Origin of the sequence: Streptomyces sp. NPDC048001 (assembly GCF_043203115.1) — a bacterium.
In the GTDB taxonomy this organism is placed as follows: domain Bacteria; phylum Actinomycetota; class Actinomycetes; order Streptomycetales; family Streptomycetaceae; genus Streptomyces; species Streptomyces sanyensis.
Window position 1 is genome coordinate 996,864 of the sequence record NZ_JBIDBN010000001.1, and the last position, 19,002, is coordinate 1,015,865.

General features: G+C 70.8%; 15 protein-coding genes, 1 pseudogene and 2 CRISPR repeat arrays. Of the genes and pseudogenes, 2 read left to right on the top strand and 14 right to left on the bottom strand.

Features of this window, described 5'->3' with window-relative positions:
• Positions 1 to 116: 116 nt before the first annotated feature.
• The 12 genes and pseudogenes from ACGF15_RS04185 to ACGF15_RS04240 all read right to left on the bottom strand — a co-directional run.
• Positions 117 to 338, bottom strand: a pseudogene (locus ACGF15_RS04185) (integrase core domain-containing protein); the annotation flags it as partial.
• Positions 339 to 577: 239 nt separating this feature from the next.
• The gene (locus ACGF15_RS04190; RefSeq protein ID WP_392796859.1) at positions 578 to 979 is read right to left on the bottom strand and encodes a hypothetical protein; all 402 of its coding nucleotides are present in this window, start codon (positions 977 to 979) and stop codon (positions 578 to 580) included.
• Positions 980 to 1,692: 713 nt separating this feature from the next.
• A CRISPR array of direct repeats spans positions 1,693 to 1,904; the repeat unit is 29 nt; unit sequence CGGAACACCCCCGCGTCGGCGGGGAGGAC.
• 17 nt (positions 1,905 to 1,921) lie between these two features.
• On the bottom strand, positions 1,922 to 2,251 hold the full coding sequence (gene cas2e / locus ACGF15_RS04195; RefSeq protein ID WP_345609467.1) for a type I-E CRISPR-associated endoribonuclease Cas2e: 330 nt from the start codon (positions 2,249 to 2,251) through the stop codon (positions 1,922 to 1,924).
• A 6-nt stretch (positions 2,252 to 2,257) separates the two neighbouring features.
• Positions 2,258 to 3,199, bottom strand: coding sequence for a type I-E CRISPR-associated endonuclease Cas1e (gene cas1e / locus ACGF15_RS04200; RefSeq protein WP_392796893.1), 942 nt, complete (start codon positions 3,197 to 3,199; stop codon positions 2,258 to 2,260).
• 56 nt (positions 3,200 to 3,255) lie between these two features.
• Positions 3,256 to 3,909, bottom strand: coding sequence for a type I-E CRISPR-associated protein Cas6/Cse3/CasE (gene cas6e / locus ACGF15_RS04205; protein ID WP_345609469.1), 654 nt, complete (start codon positions 3,907 to 3,909; stop codon positions 3,256 to 3,258).
• A complete protein-coding gene (gene cas5e / locus ACGF15_RS04210; RefSeq protein WP_392796860.1) occupies positions 3,906 to 4,685 on the bottom strand; it encodes a type I-E CRISPR-associated protein Cas5/CasD in 780 nt (259 codons plus the stop codon). The genes cas6e and cas5e overlap by 4 nt, the downstream gene beginning before the upstream one ends.
• Positions 4,682 to 5,809, bottom strand: a complete 1,128-nt coding sequence (gene cas7e, locus ACGF15_RS04215; protein WP_392796861.1) for a type I-E CRISPR-associated protein Cas7/Cse4/CasC — start codon at positions 5,807 to 5,809, stop codon at positions 4,682 to 4,684. Before cas7e ends, cas5e begins: the two co-directional genes overlap by 4 nt.
• Positions 5,809 to 6,459, bottom strand: a complete 651-nt coding sequence (gene casB, locus ACGF15_RS04220; RefSeq protein ID WP_392796862.1) for a type I-E CRISPR-associated protein Cse2/CasB — start codon at positions 6,457 to 6,459, stop codon at positions 5,809 to 5,811. The genes cas7e and casB overlap by 1 nt, the downstream gene beginning before the upstream one ends.
• 10 nt (positions 6,460 to 6,469) lie before the next feature.
• Positions 6,470 to 8,074, bottom strand: coding sequence for a type I-E CRISPR-associated protein Cse1/CasA (gene casA / locus ACGF15_RS04225; protein WP_392796863.1), 1,605 nt, complete (start codon positions 8,072 to 8,074; stop codon positions 6,470 to 6,472).
• A 647-nt stretch (positions 8,075 to 8,721) separates the two neighbouring features.
• Positions 8,722 to 11,616, bottom strand: coding sequence for a CRISPR-associated helicase Cas3' (cas3, locus tag ACGF15_RS04230; RefSeq protein WP_392796864.1), 2,895 nt, complete (start codon positions 11,614 to 11,616; stop codon positions 8,722 to 8,724).
• Positions 11,617 to 11,803: 187 nt separating this feature from the next.
• Positions 11,804 to 13,845: a CRISPR direct-repeat array (repeat unit 29 nt; unit sequence GTCCTCCCCGCCGACGCGGGGGTGTTCCG).
• A gap of 212 nt (positions 13,846 to 14,057) precedes the next feature.
• On the bottom strand, positions 14,058 to 14,246 hold the full coding sequence (locus tag ACGF15_RS04235; RefSeq protein ID WP_345609483.1) for a hypothetical protein: 189 nt from the start codon (positions 14,244 to 14,246) through the stop codon (positions 14,058 to 14,060).
• A 243-nt stretch (positions 14,247 to 14,489) separates the two neighbouring features.
• The gene (locus ACGF15_RS04240) at positions 14,490 to 14,909 is read right to left on the bottom strand and encodes a CBS domain-containing protein (protein WP_345609485.1); all 420 of its coding nucleotides are present in this window, start codon (positions 14,907 to 14,909) and stop codon (positions 14,490 to 14,492) included.
• Positions 14,910 to 15,510: 601 nt separating this feature from the next.
• Between ACGF15_RS04240 and ACGF15_RS04245 the strand changes: the two genes are divergently transcribed.
• Complete coding sequence (locus ACGF15_RS04245; protein ID WP_392796865.1) at positions 15,511 to 16,440, top strand: 1-phosphofructokinase family hexose kinase; 930 nt, start codon at positions 15,511 to 15,513, stop codon at positions 16,438 to 16,440.
• Positions 16,441 to 16,643: 203 nt separating this feature from the next.
• On the opposite strand, the gene ACGF15_RS04250 is transcribed toward ACGF15_RS04245, so the two are convergent.
• On the bottom strand, positions 16,644 to 17,111 hold the full coding sequence (locus tag ACGF15_RS04250; protein ID WP_345609489.1) for an Hsp20/alpha crystallin family protein: 468 nt from the start codon (positions 17,109 to 17,111) through the stop codon (positions 16,644 to 16,646).
• Between the two features lie 413 nt (positions 17,112 to 17,524).
• Between ACGF15_RS04250 and ACGF15_RS04255 the strand changes: the two genes are divergently transcribed.
• A complete protein-coding gene (locus tag ACGF15_RS04255) occupies positions 17,525 to 18,025 on the top strand; it encodes a hypothetical protein (protein ID WP_392796866.1) in 501 nt (166 codons plus the stop codon).
• A gap of 321 nt (positions 18,026 to 18,346) precedes the next feature.
• On the opposite strand, the gene kdpC is transcribed toward ACGF15_RS04255, so the two are convergent.
• A complete protein-coding gene (gene kdpC, locus ACGF15_RS04260; protein WP_345609493.1) occupies positions 18,347 to 18,982 on the bottom strand; it encodes a potassium-transporting ATPase subunit KdpC in 636 nt (211 codons plus the stop codon).
• Positions 18,983 to 19,002 lie beyond the last annotated feature (20 nt).

The following is a 19,002-nucleotide window of genomic DNA, read 5'->3' on the forward strand; positions in this document are numbered from 1 at the left end:
CCTGACCATGCCGACGAAGAAGTACGAAGAACGCCGGCCGGGAGCGATCCGACCCGGGGTGCGCCATGACGTTCGGTGAGCTTGTTTCGCTTTGACGGACACCATCGGTGTGGTGGTCAGGCCGCGAGGGCGGCCTCGTAGTCGGCCGGACTGCGGTAGCCGAGGCTGCTGTGCAGCCGCTGCAAGTTGTACCAGCTTTCGATCCACTCGAATATCGCGGTGCGGGCGGCGGCCCGGCTGGGCCAGGGGCGGGCGTCGCCCAGCTCGTTCTTCAAGGTGGAGAAGAAGGACTCGGCCAGCACGTTGTCCCAGCACTGCCCGGTGGGGACCTCTCCGGGGCTTTGGGGCTCCGGCGGGCTCCCCCACGTCGGCGGGGAGGTCAGCACCTTGACCTTACTCTGCACTACTGAGGTTGAACTCCCTGAGAAGTGCCTCCGGCGATGGCAGGAACAAGGACCTCGAGAATCATCGTTCTTGCTGGTCAGAGGCACTTCTCGCTTACGGGACCACCCATCGGACAGCCCGCTTCGTGGAGCGCGAGGCTAGGCGATGGACAGGTCACCCGAGATGGCGGAGTTCACACGAGAATCCGGTCGGCCTGGGCCACGACGAGCCGCGGGGATTCCTCGTCGACGGAGGACGTCTGGACGAGATCCTTCGCGCTTGTCGTCTCGGCGGAACCCAGGCGGTGGACCTGGACCGAGTCGTCACCGCTCTGCGCGAGGGCAACGGACGCCAGGTCACCCGAGGTGGCGATGTTCACACGAGGCTCCTCGGCCTCGGCCACGGCGAGCCGCGGGGATTCCTCGTCGACGGAGGACGTCTGGACGAGATCCTTCGCGCTTGTCGTCTCGGCGGAACCCAGGCGATGGACCTGGACCGAGTCGTCACTGCCCTGCGCGAGGGCAATGGACGAGCCCCCGAAAACGACGGCTCCGCTCGCGGCGGCGGCGACGGCGGTCTTGGTGAAGCGGTTCATGACTGCGTTCCTTCCTTGAGGGAATGTCGGCGGGGGCTTCCCCGCCGGGCCTCCGGGGACAGGGAATATCGAGCCTCTGGGCCACTCGGCCGGGAGATCGACCCAAGTGCGGCCGACCTGCCGCCCGCGACGTGACCGTGTCTCCTGGAGCGGGGTCCGCGCCCAGTGCTATGCCTCTCGGCTATGGCTCTCGGGCGGTGACGTCTCCTACTGTGGCCTTCGCGAGGCACCGTGCGGGACCACCGATCGACTCATCGGCAGGAGGAGAGCGACTCCTCCTCTTGGTGGGCAGCCCTGGAGTCGCCAGGGCCCGTCGAGGCGCAGGCCCGAGTAGCGCATCCGGCACTCGCCAGCCGGCGTGCCGCAGGGAGGCAGGCCGCTTGGTACTCCAGTGCGGCTTCGCAATCTGTCCGGTGCGTTCGTCAGTCGACCGTCATCGGCAGTGACTGCGTCGGGCTGTCGCCTGGTGTTGTCGGCGCCAGGTGGACCAGTGCAGCAGCCCGGCAGCGATCACGGCCGACGGGTTGAAGAGGGCGATGAGGCAGGTGTCGTATCTCCGGGACGGTCAACGGGATCGGATCGGGGCTGCGGGCGGGACGGCGAGGGCCATCGGGACACAACCACACCCCCAGATGGTCCTGGCGCACCGCCTTCGCGTCGAGCCGTGGCCTGAGTTGGTGCAGTCAACCGACCAGGCGCGTCGTCCCCAGGAACGGAACACCCCCGCGTCGGCGGGGAGGACGTGCCCGAGGCGCATTGGATCTGCGCGGACGTCGGAACACCCCCGCGTCAGCGGGGAGGACGTGATCGCGGCCGTGTTCACGGTCAGAGTGGACGGAACACCCCCGCGTCGGCGGGGAGGACCCAATCTGCTCGTCCTGATCGTGCTGGAAGTGCGGAACACCCCCGCGTCGGCGGGGAGGACACTTCCTGACCTGCGACTCAAGGAGGGGTTTGCAACTTGTTTACCTCCGGCGTAGCGGTTGACACTCCCACCATTCTCATCAAGGTGAGCCCATCGAAGTCCTCGGGCACGCGACGTCGGCTTCCCGCCGTACGAATGCCGTAGCCCTGTTCTGTCGGAGCGGGATGTACGAGAACAGCTGCTCCGTCACCGACGACCTGGGTGACGGCCTCCCAGAGTTCGTCGCGGACTCGCGCGGAGACCGAGCCGACGAAGATGCCGGCTACGACTTCCGTGGTCCATCGGCTGAGAGCGCCCCGCAGATGGTCGGGGACGGCTGTGGTGGCGATGACGAGCATGGACGGCACAGGAGATCACAGCTCCCCGCGTCCATAGTTGACGCCGGCCGGCAGGACACCCTCTCGCGGGTCCCAGAGATGGACCATCTCCACTTCACGGCGGTCGGAGCGGTCGTCGTCTTCGTTGTCGGCCTCGTCGTCCGCCGGGGTGAGCAGGGTCTGGACGTCCCGGACGATGCGCGGCAGCAGGCGCACGAGTCGGAGTCCCTCGCGGAACTTCCGGCGTGCTTCCTGCTCGGGGTTGGCTGACTGGTGGAGGGAGAAGGCCACGGGCAGGGTGAGGTCAGCCTTGTAGAGGTCGGCGATGTCGTAGACGAAAGCGTGCTGTGTGCCGGCATGGACGAATCCGAGAGCGGGAGAGCAACCGAGCGCGAGCAGAGCGGCGTGCACGATGCCGTACAGGCACGTGTTGGCCGCCGAGAGGGCGAGGTTGACGGGGTCCTGTCGGTCCCACTGGTCGGGGTGATAGTTGCGGCGGAAACGGCCGATGCCGTGCTGCTGGGCGAGCAGCCGGTAAAGGGCTTTCATCCGCTGGCCCTCAAGGCCGCGGAGCGTGTGGAGGGTGACGTCGCCGGGCACGTCACCGGCGTCGAAGCGCATGCCGTACATGCGTACGGCGACGTCGAGACGGCGTGCTGGGTCTGCCCAGCCGGCCGCCTGCTGCTCGAGCCAGTGGGTGGTGAGGGAAGAGGGGAGGATGCCTGCGTAGGCGCGTACGCCGCCCGATCCGGTGCAGACCACGCTCGTGCCGTGGCGGGCGAGGGTGGCCAGGGCGCGGGTGGTGATGGAGACGCCGGGGCCGAGGAGCAGGCAGGAGAGTGCTGCCGTGGGGATGTACACGGTGTCGGTGCGGTCTTCGGATACCTGGATCTGGGCGCAGACGCCGGTGTCGTCCTGGACGACGCGGACCATGTCCAGGTAGAGGAAGGAGAGGGAGTCCGCGACCCGCGGCAGCATGGCGAGTGTGGGGGTGGCGAGTCGGGCTCGCGCGTCGCCACCCTTTCGGGGTGCGCTCATGCGGTGGTGGCCGGGGCGAGGCTGAGGAGCCCTGCTCCGTACGGCTTTCCGCGGCCGATGCCCTGGAGGAGGGCCTGGGTGAGGGCGACGGGGTCGGTGATGGTGGCCGTCCCGTCGTAGCGGATGAGGCTGTGCCGCACGGGCGGCGCGTTCCTGCCATGGGGGCGGACCGGCCGCAGTGGCGTGGGGATCACGGAGGTCAGGTGCAGGCCGGCTTCGCGGGCGCGCCTCGCCCACCACTGGTCCGCCTCCGCGCCCGTGAGGGGCACGATCCTTCCGCGCCTGTTCTTCTGCTCCAGGGGCAGGCGTTCGCGCTTCGCCGGGTTGAGAGCGATGCGGTACCGGACACCGAGGCCCGGCCTGAGCGCGGCGAACATCGGCTTGAGTTGCTTGATGCGGACGTCGCCGTAGCCGGTGGGCAGACCGGCATGGTCGAGCGGGACCGTGGCCTGGACGAGGACGGTGCTGGTCTCGTCGTCCTCGTCGATGCGGAAGAGGAAGCCGGTGTCGTGCCGGGGGGTGTCGCCGAGGTTGTCGGGGATCATCCTCATCAGGGTGCGGTGCATCTCGGTCGCATCGCGCAGGTCACGCTGTACGGCGCGGCTGTGGGGGTTCAGGCGGATGCGGGCGATTTCCGCGGAGGGGGTCATGGGGTGGCCTCCAGGGCGTAGTCGATCAGGCGTCGGTGGAGGTCGGCCGGCTCGGCGAGGAGCGACTGGGGGAGGTCCTCCGTCGTCCGGTAGAGGTGGCGTTTGCCGTGGATGCGGCCTTGGGGTGCGAAGCTGACGGGCATGTCCTGAGCGCTCAGGTTGACGACGCTGCCGGAGCCGTCGGCCGGGGGGCGCTCCCGTAGGAAGTCCACCCGGACCGTGTCCGTGCCGTTGCGGCGTACCGGTTGCCGGTCGCCTCGGTGCGGGCTGCTGAGCGGGACTCGGGTGCGCAGTTCGGCGTCGGGGTCGTCGATGCCGGTGCGCAGCAGGAAGGGCTCGTCGGGGGCACAGGAGCGGCGCCCCAGATGGGGCGCCCAGTGAGGGGATTCGAGTGCTGCCCCGATCCGGTCGATCTCGTCGTCCGCTCCCGTGACGGCGACGACGAATACGGCGTCGGCCAGGTAGTGCCTGCGGGTGATCACCGCCGCACCCTTGTTCCCGCCGCCGGCCGTGGCGGCGGTGCGGTTCCTCGGGTAACCGCCACCCACCGTGTGGTAGTCACTCAGCAGCACGCCAGGACGGTCCACGCGCACGGTGAAGTCCAACGTCGCATAGTCCCGCGGGTCCTCCTCGCGTCCTCGCCCTTCGGCCGCGGAGATCAGGCCGATGAGGCCGGAGCGGGTCGGGAAGGACGCCGTGTCGCGGACGGCGGGGAACGCTGCGCGTTCCCCCCAGGACTGCAGCGGTCCTGCCAACCGCAGCAGCAGGCTGGTCACTTCTCGCCCCCGGCGGCCGGGAAGGCAGCCTCGATGGCGGCGTCGATGAGGCCGGGGAAGGATGTGTGGGCGGTGCCGAGGCCGGCCAGCTCCTCGTCGCCGGTCCGGGCGTATCCGTGGAAGGTCCGGTTGCGGTCGCCGGTGAGCCGGTTGAGGTCGGAGGCGTAGGAGGCGAGTCGGCTGATGGAGGGGGTGCTGAAGCCGCCGGTGACGTCGGCGGTGACCGGTGCCTCGAACGCTCCGGCGAGGGAGAGTGGGCGTTGGGCGCGGACGGCGAGATAGGCGAGGTCCGGGATGGTGTGCGGGGCGGTGCTGGTGCGCTTGGCCTGCGGCAGGCTCATCAGGAACTGATAGGCGAAGGAGGCCAGCACGGTACGCGCCGCCTTCTCGTCGCCGTCGAGGTTCTTGAGCAGGTCGGTGATGTTGACGGATGCGAATCGGTAGAAGACACCGGCGCTGAACTCGGCGGTGTCGAGGTGTCCGCTACCCGTTTCCGCCTCGCCGAGCCAGTCGTCCACCGCGGTGAAGTAGTCCCGTTGGGGCTCACTGGCGTGGGTGGTGAAGGCGTGCGCGACCTGTGCGGCGCCATCGACGTTCGCACCGGGCAGTTCGGCGAGCATGCGGCCGAGGAGGCTGATGGAGGCGGTACGCCGCTTGAGGATCTCCTCGATCCTGAGGGTGGGCAGCAGGACCCCTGGGGTCTTCTTGCCCAGTCCCTTCTCCAGCGCATCCCGGTGGTCCAGGCACACGGTGACGAGTTCGTCGATCCCGGACTCGGGGAGGAAGAGCAGGACGGAGGTGTGTCCGGCGCTCTCCGTGCCGAGGCCCTTCTTTCCGGCGCTGGCGGCGACCTGCTTGCCGGCGAACGCCGCGAGGTCGGCAGGCCAGCTGGCTCGGCTTTCCAGGGCGGCCCTGACCTTGACCGGCACCTGGCGGGTCCGGGCGGCCCTCTCTCCCAGATCTCCTTCCACCCCGAGGCGGATCTCCCGCTTCCAGGACTGGCTGGAGACCCGGATCCGCGTGGCGTTGCCGTAGCGGACGGTCTTGGGCGAGCCGAGGTCGTCGCGGTTGAGGTTGGCGGTCGGCACCGACTGGATGGCGCTCAGGTCCAGGAACAGGGACATCAGTGGTTCTCCTCAGGGGTTCCGGACGGTTCGTCGTCGTTCGGGAGTTCGCGGGTGCGGACGCGGAAGTAGCTCTCGAGCCAGCGGGTCGCGATGCGGTCCTGGTCGCGGTTCCACCAGGTGAGGTCGTGGAGCAGGACGGCCCAGTCGACGGTGACGCCCTTGCTGAGCAGCTGCCGTGTCAGAGAGGGGAGCCGGAGATGGATCGCGTCACTGGACTGCCGGGCCATCAGGTGAAGGTCGGCCTCGGCCGTATCCGGTTTGATGATCTTCTTGTTGACGGCCTCGGCGAGGGAGGCCCCCAGGTTGGGGCGTTTCCACCAGTCCGTCATCTGGGCGCGGCCGTCGGATGTCGCCGGTTCCGCCTCGTCTGCGGTCGCCTGCGCCTCTGCGTCACGCGTGGCGCGCGGTCGCCCCGCGATCAGCGAAGCGACGGCGTAGTGGGCCCGGCGGGCGTCCCGGTGCTGGGCCTCGTGATCCTTCAGGCGCGGCACGAGGAGTCGGTGCATGTAGTTGGAGCGCTCCACGGGCTTGCCCAGACCGCTACGGAGATCGGCCCGGTTCTTCTTGTTCTCGCACAGCTCGAGCACATAGGCGACGTAGGCGCTCTGCCGCGCCAGGCGGTCGACCGGAGGCTTGGATGCGGGCATTGTGGTCATGTCACTCCCCTGGGGCGATCATGTGCGGCTTCGGCAACGCAGAGCGGATCACCGTGCGCGCCCTGTTCCGAGCCCGGGCGACGCGAACGTCGGCACTGCGCGCGCCGATCGCCTCGTCCAGGGCATCGAGGGCGATCCGCACGAAGGGCGGGTAGGGCGCCGTGTCGATCAGGGCGGGGGTGGCCAGCTGCCAGAAGGCGTGCTCGGCGGCCGACCAGAACCGGCTGACGGCGAGGGCGGCCCAAGGCCCGTGCTTCTTCGGGTCCAGCTTCACCTTGGCCGAGGAGTCCTCGACCGGATCCGTGGCCAGCTTCCACCCCAGACGTGCGGCGTAGCGTAGTTTGTCCGCGACCTCTTCAGCGGCCCGGTGGCAGCGCGCCACATGCTCGGCCATCCCCGGGTACGGGCTGAGTTCCGGGTTCGCGTGCTGCTGCCAGGCGAGGACCGGCGGGGTGGTGGCCTCGAACCAGATGTTGTCACGCTGCTGACCGTCCTGGTCGAAGCCGTAGGCCCGAACCCGTAGGCGGTCCCCCAGGTTGCGGGGAAGGTGGTCCAGGGTGCTGGGTCGCTGCGTCTGGCTGTCGCCGATCAGGAGGAGCGCGTCGAGGTCCCGCCACAATGCCCTGTGCCCGTCGGCGGGTCGCGCATAGGGTGCGCCCTCGCCGGTCCGGGGCATGTCGAGGATGACGTGCGGGTCCCGTACGGCGGGGGACGGCTGGTGGGTGGACCAGGTCACGTAGGCGTCCACGACCTCTCTGCGGTCGGCCGACGGCAGCAGAAGGACAGCGTGACGTGCACGTCCCGTCAGCATGCGGCCCGGCCAGGTGTACGGGGGGAGCGCGCCGAGCGGGTCGGGGAGCTCGTCCTCCCACGGGCACAGGTCGTTCCCCTCCGCCCCGCTTCCGGGCGCGGGTACACCGAGCACCAGAGTGGTGAACAGGTCCGGGGCCCACGGGTGGAAGGAGATCGTCTTCCGGAGCGGACCCGCATCCCCGCTGCCCGCGCGGACCGTCGTGATGCGACGCGGCGTGCACTGGCCCGACGGCCCGTAGTACAGCGTCGCGATCAGGTGCCACGCTGCGACGGCCGCGGGCACCGCCACAGGGGCCGCATCGCTGAAGTGACCGAAGAGAACGGCACCGTTGACACCCGTCGGCCGTCCGATGACCAGCTTGTTGATGCCGGAGGAGTTGGGGCTGCCCTTGGTGTCCACGCACTCGGTACGCAGCCGGGGGTCCTGAAGGAAGGGACGCTGCTCATCGAAGAGGTCGAAGCGACCCGTGAGCGCCTCGTCGTCGAAGTAGGCGTCCACCGCCTTCGCATCGAACCTCCCCCGCTCCAGGACGCGCGCTCGCAGCGCGAACCACTCCTCGACGTCCTCAGCCGTGTCTTCGTCGCCGAGCGGCACGTCGTCCTCTCCGGCGATCCGAGTCGCCAACGCCCCAAGGATTCGCAGCAGTCCGGAGGCGGCCGGCGGCAGCGGCAGCTCGATGTCGTCGATCTCGTGCGCACGATGGAACAGCTGTCTGAAGCCCACCCGCACGGACTGACCGCCGAGCCTCACCGGAATCCACGGCTCGTCCCGCAGGTCGAAACTCTCCGACAACTCCAACCCCCTAAGAGCCGGACCCCACATGGGGTGGAAGAACCCCACATGGGGCGGAAGATGTGCGTTGGGACACTGAAGCACCAGCCACTGACAACTGGTCTGCGCGAGGGCGCGAAGGCCAGTAGACCACTGCGTGGCTCCCCGGGTACGCACTTTGCTGAAGCCGTAAGTGACTCGGTGATATCTGGTGGGCCTTGAAGCCCCTTCTATGGCACAGCGCGCCCGCTTGACGATTCGTCCGGGCACCCGTGGTGTCGGATTCGACCTCGCCAAGCCTCCCGAAGGAGCCCATGTGTGCTGCTTGTCAGCACCCGTCAGCACGGTCGGCTGACGGCCTGCGACACGTCCCCGGGCAACGATCGCGTTGACCGTGCTCGTCGTTCTGATCCTGAGTCCCAGTGCCAGGCAATGCGCGGCCTACGGGGCGCTCCTGATGGTTCTCCTGATGCAGCACGGCACGCCTGTGATGACCACCAGAGTGCCGTGACCGGCGGACGTCGTTCCGGGAGATACGCTGCATGGCGCAACCGGAGGCACCGTTTCCTCGCCGCCGCGAGGGTGTTCCGCCGTATGTGACGCGGTGCCTCGGTCCGGCATCGATTCCCCGCCGATGTGGGGGTGTTGCGTGCTCTCGCGGCAGCGGCTCAGGAGCGCACGAGGCCCAGCTCCTCGTCGAGCAGGAAGTGCTTGCCTCCGACAGCGACTGGCTGAGCCTCGTAGTCGTGCACCGGCAGGTGTACGACTACGAGGTCGGCCAGCATCGTGTGCTCGGCCCAGTCCTTCGGGGGCTGGTGCCGTTCTCGCTCGCCACTGAACCACTCCGCGTTGACCGGGATGGTTCGGCCCATGATGGCTCGCACATCGGAGAGTTCCATCCGGCCGCTTGCGGCGGCCTTGGGCAGTGGCCGTCTTCCCTCCGCGTCGAGAGTGACCGTGCCGTCCGGATGGACATAGACGCACAGGAGACGCACCGAGTCCGCTCCCAGGCGGGTGGATGCCTCCCATTCGTCCTCCTCGCCTTCGAGGTGGTGGAGTTGGTTCAGTCTCGTGACGTGGCCTACGCGGGGGACGGCGAGGAGGGCACCGACGCCCTGTTGCGCGGCGGTCTTGCCGACGTGGGCCACCCACGCGGCCGCGGTGTCCGGGAGACTCCAGTCGAATCGACCGCCCCGGTCGCCGTGCACCTTCTCGACAAGGTCTTGGACATCCTCGGGGATGCAGATCGCCCGTGTTCCGCGCTCATGGAGCGTCGACGAGGTCTCCATGAGGAGAGCTTCCGCATACACCTCGCCCCACTGCGCGGGCACACCGCCCTGACCTGCGATCGGGTCAAGCACCACCAGGCGCGGCCCCGCCTCCGCCCACGCCGGGCGCCCCCGCCCGCCCGGATAGCCGTGACGCACCCACCAGGTCTCATGGCGCCAACACCGCCCAGCCCGCTGCAACAGGAGCGCGAGCGGTGCGAGGTCACTGATCACGACATCCGCATCCAGGTCCAGCGACTGCTCGACGACTTGTGTGGCGACGATGACTCTTCGCTGCGGCCGTGATCCCCCTCGTCCCATTCCGGACGTGACTGCCCTGGTCAGCCTCTCCCGCACGTCACCGGGGAACCGGGCGTGCAACAACTGCAGATCGCCGTCCCCCTCTCTGTGCTCGGACAGCGTCAGCCCGCCCTCACCGAAGCGTCCCTTGAGGTGCTGGTACGTCTCCTGCGCCTGAGCGACCGTGTTGCAGACGACCAGGGCGCAGCCGCCCTCATCGGTGAAGACCGGCTCCAACAACTGCTCGATCACGGAGAGCCGTCCTCGTCGCCCGCCCTCGGCATGATGGACGACGGGCTCGATCTGCACCTGCAGGCGCATGCGGCGCTCCTCCGCCTGCGCCTCCTGATCGCCCGGCTCGATCTGCTTCGACCGGCCATCACACGCGTCTACGTACAGCCAGCCCGGATAGGGAGCCTGGAAGCACCGACCCTTCAGCTCGGAGGGCTTGCGCCCCGCACCTCGCAGGTACTCCTTGATCAGCTTGTCACCGACCGAGGCCGGCAGCGTCGCCGACAACAGGATCACCGGCACGCCGTACCTGCCGAGCCAGTTGAGCAGGCGGCCCAACAGAACCTGCATGTAGGGGTCGTAGGCGTGCGCCTCGTCGACGATGAACGTCTTCCCCGAGAGAGCAAGCAGCCGCAAGGCGTTGTGCCGCACCGGCAGGACGGCCATCAGCGCCTGGTCGATAGTGCCCACCGTGTACTGAGCAAGCAACGGCCGTTTGGCCCCGAACAACCAGCTCGACGGGCGCATCGCAGCCAGGTGCTCCGCAGCCCTCTTGCCGGCCGGCGTAGCGTCGTCCTCGCCTTCACACACCAGCACCGGCTCACCGGCCGTGAGGTCCTCAGCCGCGTATGCGCTGCTCAACCACGCCATACTGTGCGTCAGCGTCAAGCCTGCCTCTGTTCCATCCTGCCTGGCCAGAATCCGAGCGATGCGACTGTGCATCTGATCGCTCGTCGCCATCGTCGGCAGGAGGAACGCGAACCCGCGTGTGCCGAAGGCTCGTGAGAAGACGCGCTCGGCTTCCAGCGCCGCCTCGCTCTTCCCGTCGCCCGGCGCGGCCGTCACCAGCAGGATCCCCGCCCTACGGACGCCGCGCCCGGCCCCGTCGCAGAGCGGAGCCAGCCCTTCGGCGATCGAGCGCTGCAACGGGTTCGGCCCACCCGCAATGCCGTACGCCTCCGCGAACCCCTTGCGCTCCAGATCCACCGACATGAGACCGGCCTCGCGCACCAAGGTCTCAGCGTCCTTGAGTGACGTCTCGAAGTGACGGGCGAGAGAGGGATCGAGCTGTCGTTGCCGGCGTCGAAGATACCCCTCCTGGCTGACCAGCCAGTCAGCCAGGATCACCACCCCGGTCACCAGCACGGCCGCCGGAGCAGCGAACTTCGCCGGCGGCGATGGATCGTCCAGAGCACCCAGGACCGCGGCGGCATGCGCCTCACGCTGACGTGCCCACGTTGCGCCACCCAGATGCGACTGACGCGACGGGTGTGCCCGCTGCGAGTCGAACCGGTGAAAGCGCCCGTGGTGCCCGCCGAGCACCTCGGCGATACGCTCGATGGCCACGTCCGCCGTCGCACCGAAGCCCAGAGCTTCCAGAACGGCGGGGGCCGCTTCCATCCCGGCGATGTCGTGCCCGAGTCGCTCGACGCCGATCCGTCCCGGATCATCCGCCAGCGAATCGCTCAGGCCGCCGCGCCCCCGGGCATCGCAGAACTGGAACGCGGAGAGCTTCCCGATGTCGTGGAGCCCCGCGCAGAGCGCGGTCAGAGCGCGTGCCCGGTCCAGGGCATCAGGCTCGTCGAAGCCCTCGGCGATGGCCAGCCTCTGGTTGTCGGACAAGTAGCAGTCCCACAAGAACAGCGCCACCGCTGCAGCATCTAACAGGTGCCTCACCAGCGGATAGGCCGGCAGCCTCGGATCCAGCCCCCGGGACTTCCCCCACGCCGTCTCGTCAGGAGCCACGTCCGGCCGTTGCATCATGCGTACTCCCCCGCCATCCGTGCGCCCTGACCCTTGCCATCGGAGCCGTCCATTGCCTACTCCACCATGCGGCACTGACAACGGGTGGGCATACGGTCGGGTAGCTTTGCGGTATGCGCTTCAGCTCCCGCCCGGCAACACCGGTAAAGCAATGGCAAAGCCCCCATTAAGCCGCAGGTCGCGAAGTGTCCTCCCCGCCGACGCGGGGGTGTTCCGGCTCTGGCCGTCGCCCGCCTGATCAATGGTGAGTCCTCCCCGCCGACGCGGGGGTGTTCCGGACCGCGCGATGCTCGCCGAGGTCATCAAGGCGTCCTCCCCGCCGACGCGGGGGTGTTCCGAACGGGACATTCCCGCCCGATGCCGCCTCAGAGTCCTCCCCGCCGACGCGGGGGTGTTCCGCACCGGGAGGACGCGCAAGCCGAGCTGGAGACGTCCTCCCCGCCGACGCGGGGGTGTTCCGGTGGCGATCGGAGTCGGTCTCGTGCTCCTGGCGTCCTCCCCGCCGACGCGGGGGTGTTCCGTAGCCGCCCCACGACGCACCCACCACCAAGCGGTCCTCCCCGCCGACGCGGGGGTGTTCCGCTCATCGCCGACCGAAGGCCCCACATCGAAACGTCCTCCCCGCCGACGCGGGGGTGTTCCGCTGCCCGTCGACCAGGTCCGCGAAGCCCATCTGTCCTCCCCGCCGACGCGGGGGTGTTCCGCCGGACCCGGCCCCGGCCGCCGTCGACCCGGAGTCCTCCCCGCCGACGCGGGGGTGTTCCGCTTCGCGAGGTCTCGGAGGACCGCGACCGCGCGTCCTCCCCGCCGACGCGGGGGTGTTCCGCGCGTTCGCTACCGCGGTCGTGGCGCCCGCGAGTCCTCCCCGCCGACGCGGGGGTGTTCCGCCCGGTGATCAGCTCGTTGCGCTGGTCCTCGGGTCCTCCCCGCCGACGCGGGGGTGTTCCGCGGCGGTCGTGGTCGTCGGCCCCGGGCCGTGAGTCCTCCCCGCCGACGCGGGGGTGTTCCGCCGCGCGCGCGGCGGGGATCCCACTGTCCACGGTCCTCCCCGCCGACGCGGGGGTGGTCCGATTCGGTTGGCGCTGCTCCAGCCCATGGGCTGGTCCTCCCCGCCGACGCGGGGGTGTTCCGGTCTGGCTGTCGTCGGCGTCGGTGAAGATCGCGTCCTCCCCGCCGACGCGGGGGTGTTCCGGTCCCGCTCACCGTGCACGGGCAGGTGGCGAGGTCCTCCCCGCCGACGCGGGGGTGTTCCGCAGCCCGGAGGACCACGACCACCACCCACACCGTCCTCCCCGCCGACGCGGGGGTGTTCCTCCAGGGGGCGTGATGGGCATTCGTCAGGTTCCGTCCTCCCCGCCGACGCGGGGGTGTTCCGACCTGCACCTCACCATCGGGGCCGTCGCCGACGTCCTCCCCGCCGACGCGGGGGTGTTCCGCATCGAGTCGGACAGCAGGATGCGGCCTTTCCGTCCTCCCCGCCGACGCGGGGGTGTTCCGCCGGAGGCGAGCGCGTCAAAGAACCACACGGCGTCCTCCCCGCCGACGCGGGGGTGTTCCGCTCCTGGCCATGGAGTTCGAGATCCCTGTCGTGTCCTCCCCGCCGACGCGGGGGTGTTCCGGTTTTGCAGTAAACGGTTTCTGGACGGTGAGAGTCCTCCCCGCCGACGCGGGGGTGTTCCGCCGGTGGTGGTGTAGGTGGTGGTGCGGGCGCGGTCCTCCCCGCCGACGCGGGGGTGTTCCGCCGGTGGTGGTGTAGGTGGTGGTGCGGGCGCGGTCCTCCCCGCCGACGCGGGGGTGTTCCGGCTTGGCCGTTGTCGTGCTGCGCAACGCAGCGGTCCTCCCCGCCGACGCGGGGGTGTTCCGGACCGGGCGCGATGGAACTCGCCCTGGCCCTCGTCCTACCCGCCGACGCGGGGGTGTTCCGTTGGACGGGGAGGCCCAGTTGTCGAGCCGCGCGTCCTCCCTGCCGACGCGGGGGTGTTCCGACCTCCGGGCCGCACTCGACGGGGACGAACTGGGTCTCCCCGCCGACGCGGGGGTGTTCCGGTCACCAGGGTGCTGCACCAGCAGGCGCAGACGTCCTCCCCGCCGACGCGGGGGTGTTCCGCCCCTTCTGCTGGGCCCGGTGCTGCCGTGGTGGTCCTCCCCGCCGACGCGGGGGTGTTCCGGTGCCGTGCGGCAGGTACACGGTGCCGCTCTCGTCCTCCCCGCCGACGCGGGGTCTCCTCCCCGCCCGGCCGGGGGGTGGGCACGCGCAGGAAGCCGTCGAACTCCAGCGTCGGGTAGGCCCGCGACAACTCCCGGAAGTCGGAGGGCAGACCGGTCCCGAGCAGTTGTGCGATGAGAGCGAAGTCGATGTCACGCGGCTGCTCCGGGCGATGGGCCCGAAGACCGCCGACGACCTCTTCGAGACGTGCGACTGTCAGCATGTGACGCGCCAATCAGAGCCGTTCTGCACTGTTTTGCCGAAACAACAGACCGACCTGAGTGTAGGCGGACATGCGGATCGCTTCGGGGATGGCATCGTCGCCGTCTCCGTAGACGAGCTGCCCGGAACGGAACACCGGCCGGTTCGCACGCAGCTGGCGCGCTATCCGGTTCTCGCAGCGCTTCATGGTGGTCGTGGCCATGGGCCGCAAGGCGCAGGCCGGTTGGGCCGTCCGCCGGGAGCGCTGCGCCCCGAGGGTGCGCACCCTCGGGGCGCAGCGCTTTCGGCCTTGCGCCCGAGCCCGCGTGTGTTCGCGTCCCGGCCGGGAGCCCGATGGAAGGTCCTGGAGGTCAGGCGGGTGGCCGCCCGGCTGCTGAGCACGGCCTGAACCGAACACGGCCTGAACCCGGCGGCCGACGGGTCCTGGCGATGACGGTCCGGCCGTTCAGGAGGCCGCGCAGACGACCTCGACGAAATGGCCCACCTGGTCCTCGGACAGGTGGCGGGCGAGGTCCGCCTCACTGATCATGCCGACGAGACGGTGTTCGTCGATGACCGGCAGCCGGCGGATGCGGTGGCTCTCCATGGCCTGGAGGACCTGGTCGGCGTCGGCCCCGGCGTCGATCGTGACCGGCTTGCCCTGTTCGAGCTGGCCCGCGGTCACGGTCCTCGGGTCCTTGCCCCTGGCAAGGCACTTCACCACGATGTCGCGGTCGGTGACGATCCCGTGCAGCCGGTCGTCCTCGCCGCAGACGGGGAGGGCACCGACGTCCAGCTCCTTCATCTTGCGGGCCGCGGCCTCCAGAGTCTCGCCCTCCTGGATGCAGACGGCACCCGAGTGCATGATCTCCCGGGCAGTGGTCATGGTCGTCCCGCCTTTCCGACGTCGCCTTCGAGCGCCAGAAACCGCGCCGGGCGGGCTCACCGGGAGCGTGGCCCGTCCGCGGCCTGTGCTCCTCTCCCCCAGTGTCGGAGCGTCGTGTCCCGTGCGCATGCCGAACGCCTGCGGCCACGTCGGGGCCCGCCTCTGCCTCCTTGGTCGAGCCGTGGCGGCGTAGCCCGGTGGGAGGGACCGGCTCTCCCGCCGGGTCCGCGGAACGGCGGGTCCCGGCCCCCTGCCGACGGCCTTCCACCGGGGCGCCCGAAGGCCGTTGACCGTACGCCCGGGGTCGTCGCCCGGCCCCGACGGTGCGGTACCGGGACCGCGGGGCCCGGGCCCCACCGCATGCGGGGGCCGTCGCCCTGCGCCATCGTGGGAAGCAGGCCGCCTCCCTGCCTGCGGAGATGAACGCGATGACCCGAGGCCATGTCCAGCAGACGGCACGCAGAGTACGGACGACGGGCGCGATCGGCGGTACGTCGCTGTGAGCGCCGCCGCGGCCCCGCCCTCCGGCGCGGAACGGGCGGCCGGCGGCGCGGGAGACCCGCGGAGTCCGGCCGGTGGGCCGTATGTGCCGACCCTGACGATGAGTCCCACCGTCGATCTCGCCTGGGAGGTCGGGCGCCTGGAGGACGTCGGCAAGAACCGCGCCCGGGTCAGGTCGGTGACCGCCGGGGGCGGAGGGATCAATGTGGCCCGTGGCGTGGTGCGGCTCGGAGGGCGGGCCACCGCGGTCCACACCGCCGGAGGCGAGGTCGGCCGGCGCCTGAACCGGCTGCTGGAGGAGGAGGGCGTCCACCACGTCGCCGTCGGCATCACCGGCGAGACACGTGAGGCGCTCGTGCTGTTCGAGACCGCAGCGCGCCGCGCGTACCACATCGTGCCGCCCGGCCCGCACCTGGAGAGCCACGAGGGGCTGCAGTGCCTGGACGCCCTGGAGCGGACCATGGGCGGCTGCCGGTACGTCGTGGCCAGCGGCAGCCTGCCCGGCGGCCTGCCCGCCGGCTTCTACGGGGCGGTCGCCCGCCGGGTCAGGGAGTGTGGAGCGCGATTGATCCTGGACACCTCCGGACCGGCCCTCCGCGGAGCTCTCGCGGAAGGCGTCCATCTGCTCAGGTGCAACCGGACGGAGGCGGAGAGCCTGGCGGGCCGGGTCGTCCGCGGCTTCGACGACGCCCGGGCCGTCAACGAGTACCTGCTCACCTCGGGAAGCGCCGAGGTCGCCGTCACGACCGTGGGTGCGCTGGGTGCGGTGTGCTCGACCGGACACGGCCACACCGAGCTGCACGCGCCGCCGCTGCCCGGCGAGCCCTTGAGCGATGCCGGGGCGGGAGACGGCATGGTGGCCGCGATCGCGACCCGGCTGGCCGCAGGCGACGACTCCGTCGGCGCCGTCGCGCTGGGAGTGGCCGTGGCCGCGGCGTCGATGCTCACCCCCAGCACCGAACCCTTCGACCGGGACGTGGCCGAGGCCCTCCGCCCCGAGGTGAGGGTCGGTTACCGGACCCGTGGATGACACCCGGCCGACGCGGTCGGCCCCTGCCGGTCAGCGCCAGGCCGGCCAGCCGTGGGCCGGGCTACGGCCGGCCGGTCCACGGGTGGGCCGGTAACAGCGGTGCACTGGTCAGCGGTGGCGCGAGTGCCCTCGGAGGTTCGGGACGGGGGACCGTCCGCGAACCTCCGCGAACTCCGCGAGAGCCGTGCGGCGGGCTCTCAGGCTCAGGTGGTGATCTCCACGTGGTGGGCCTTGGCCGGCTGGGACTTGGGAACGGTGACGGTGAGCATCCCGTCCGCGAGCGACGCGGTCACCTGCTCGGCGTCCACTTCCGCCGGCAGCAGCGCCCGGTACTCGAAACGGCCCGTGCGGCGCGTCGTGCGGCGCAGGGTGCCCTCGCTCTCGCGTTCCCCGAGTTCGCCGGTGATCGTCAGTTCCCTGCCGCCCACCTCCACGTCGATGTCCTCGCGCTTCATTCCGGGCAGTTCGCACTCCACCGTGTAGGCGTCATCGGTTTCGCGCAGTTCGGCGAGGGGCGACCAGGCCGTCGTCCCGGTCCACGAGGGGGCGGCGGCCTCGAGGAACCGCCCCATCCTTTCGAAGAGTTCGTCGAACTCCGCGGCCATCGGTTCCCGCCACGGGAAGGCCCGCTCCAGCGGAGTGCCCATCCCGTGTCGCGCAGGCAGCGTCATCACGGCTCACCTCCAGTCGGTCGGATGAACGACTGCTGTCGCTCCTCCCATGGTCGCGCGCCGGATTCCGCCGGGCGACCCGTGGCCCCGGGGGCGCTCGGCCCTTCTGTGCGCCCGGCCCGCGCGTCCGCGCCGGAGGCCGCCCGGTGACCTCCCGCGGCGAGGCGGTCCGGTCCTCGTAAGGCGCGGGCCGCGGCCCGGCAGGCGGCCCGATCGCCGGACCCGGTCGCGGACAGGCGGGCCTCGTCGGGGCCGGTCGTCCCGAGCGGCGGTCCGGTGCGGCGACCCCGCCCGCCGGGGGCTTCGGAGCGCTCCCGGCGGGCAGGCTCCCCGTGGCGTGCCCGGGCGGCGTGGACGAGCGGCGTGGACGGGCAGGCCATCGGGCACAGAATCCTCGACGGAGGGTGAAGGCAGTGGCACAGCCGACGAGGACCGTTCCGCTGATCCTCCGTTTCGTCGTCGGGCACACGGACACCGGACGGACCGCGGCACCCCTCGTCGCCCACTCCAGCAGGCTGGAGCTGGAACGCCCCGAGACCGGCGAGGCCGTCCGGGAGGTCGTCTGCGGGGATCCCGCATGCCGTCAGCGGCTGCGCGTACGGGTACGCGGCCTGACCGAGACCCGGTCGCGCCGCCGCGCCCTGTGGAGCTGGGCCGCCGCGGCCGGACCGGTGTCCGCCGCGTCGTGGTTCCTCGCGGCCGGACTGCCCGGCACCGCACCGGCCGTGCTCCTCGGACTGGCCGGGACGGCGCTCGGGGCGTCCGCGCTCGTCCTGGCGTGCACGGCGCACGCCCATCTGGGCGTCGGCCGACCCGATCCGGTGCCGGCGGGCTCGGAGGGCGGCGGCCGCCATGTCCTCGTCGGGCCGGGGAGGCACGACCCGGGGGCGGGCGGGCCGCCTCACGGCCGGTAGACCACCTCCACCGGCCCCGCGCCCACCAGGGTCCAGACCCCGATCCCGAGGAGCCAGCGGGAGCCTGCCAGGGCGCCGACCGCCACCAGGGCCACCGCGGCGAGCAGGAGAAGCAGTCCGAAGCGGCGGACCGCCGGATCCGGGTCGTGTCCGTCCGCTGCTCCTCCTGCCGCCCGGTTCCGGGCCTGTCCGGTTCCCCGGCCGTCGTCCGGGAGGCATCCCGGGCGAGGGGACTTCGCGACTCCGCGCCGGAAGACGCGGGGGCGGGCCGGGGACGACGCCGTGACCGGCGGGAGGGGTGCGATCCCGCCGAAGGCGAGGTCATGGCGCGGTCACGTCCCTCAGAGCGAGGTTGAGTTGCAGGACGTTGACGTGCGGTTGGCCGAGGAAACCGGCCGTCCGCCCCTCGGTGTGGTCCTCGACCAGCTTCGCGACCTGCTGCTCGGGCAGTCCGTTGGCCTCGGCGACGCGCGCGGCCTGGATCCGCGCGTACTGCGGGGAGATGTGCGGGTCGATCGCGGAGGCCGAGCCGGTGACCGCGTCCTTCGGCACCGCGGACTCCGGTACGCCGTTGAAGGCGGCCACGGCCTTCCTGGTGTCGCCGACCAGCCTGGTCAGTGTCGGGTCGGAGGCGCCGAGCTGGCCGGAGCCGGTGGACAGCGGGTCGTAGCCGCTGTGTGACGGGCGCGGCTGGAACCAGCGCGGGTCCGGACGCGGGGCCTCGTTCGCGTCGTCCGGGTTCTTCTTCGGCAGGTCCCAGGTCTGGCCGATGAGCGCGGAGCCGGCCTCGCGGCCGTCCACCGTCACCATCGAGCCGTTGGCCTTGTCGTGGAAGAGTCCCTGGGCGATGCCGGTGACGGCGAGCGGGTAGACGATCCCGGTCACGACCGTGAGCACGAGCAGCATGCGCAGCGCGGCCCAGGCCAGGCGTCCCGTGTCTGCTACGGAGTTCTTCATGATCGGTCAGCACGCTTTCT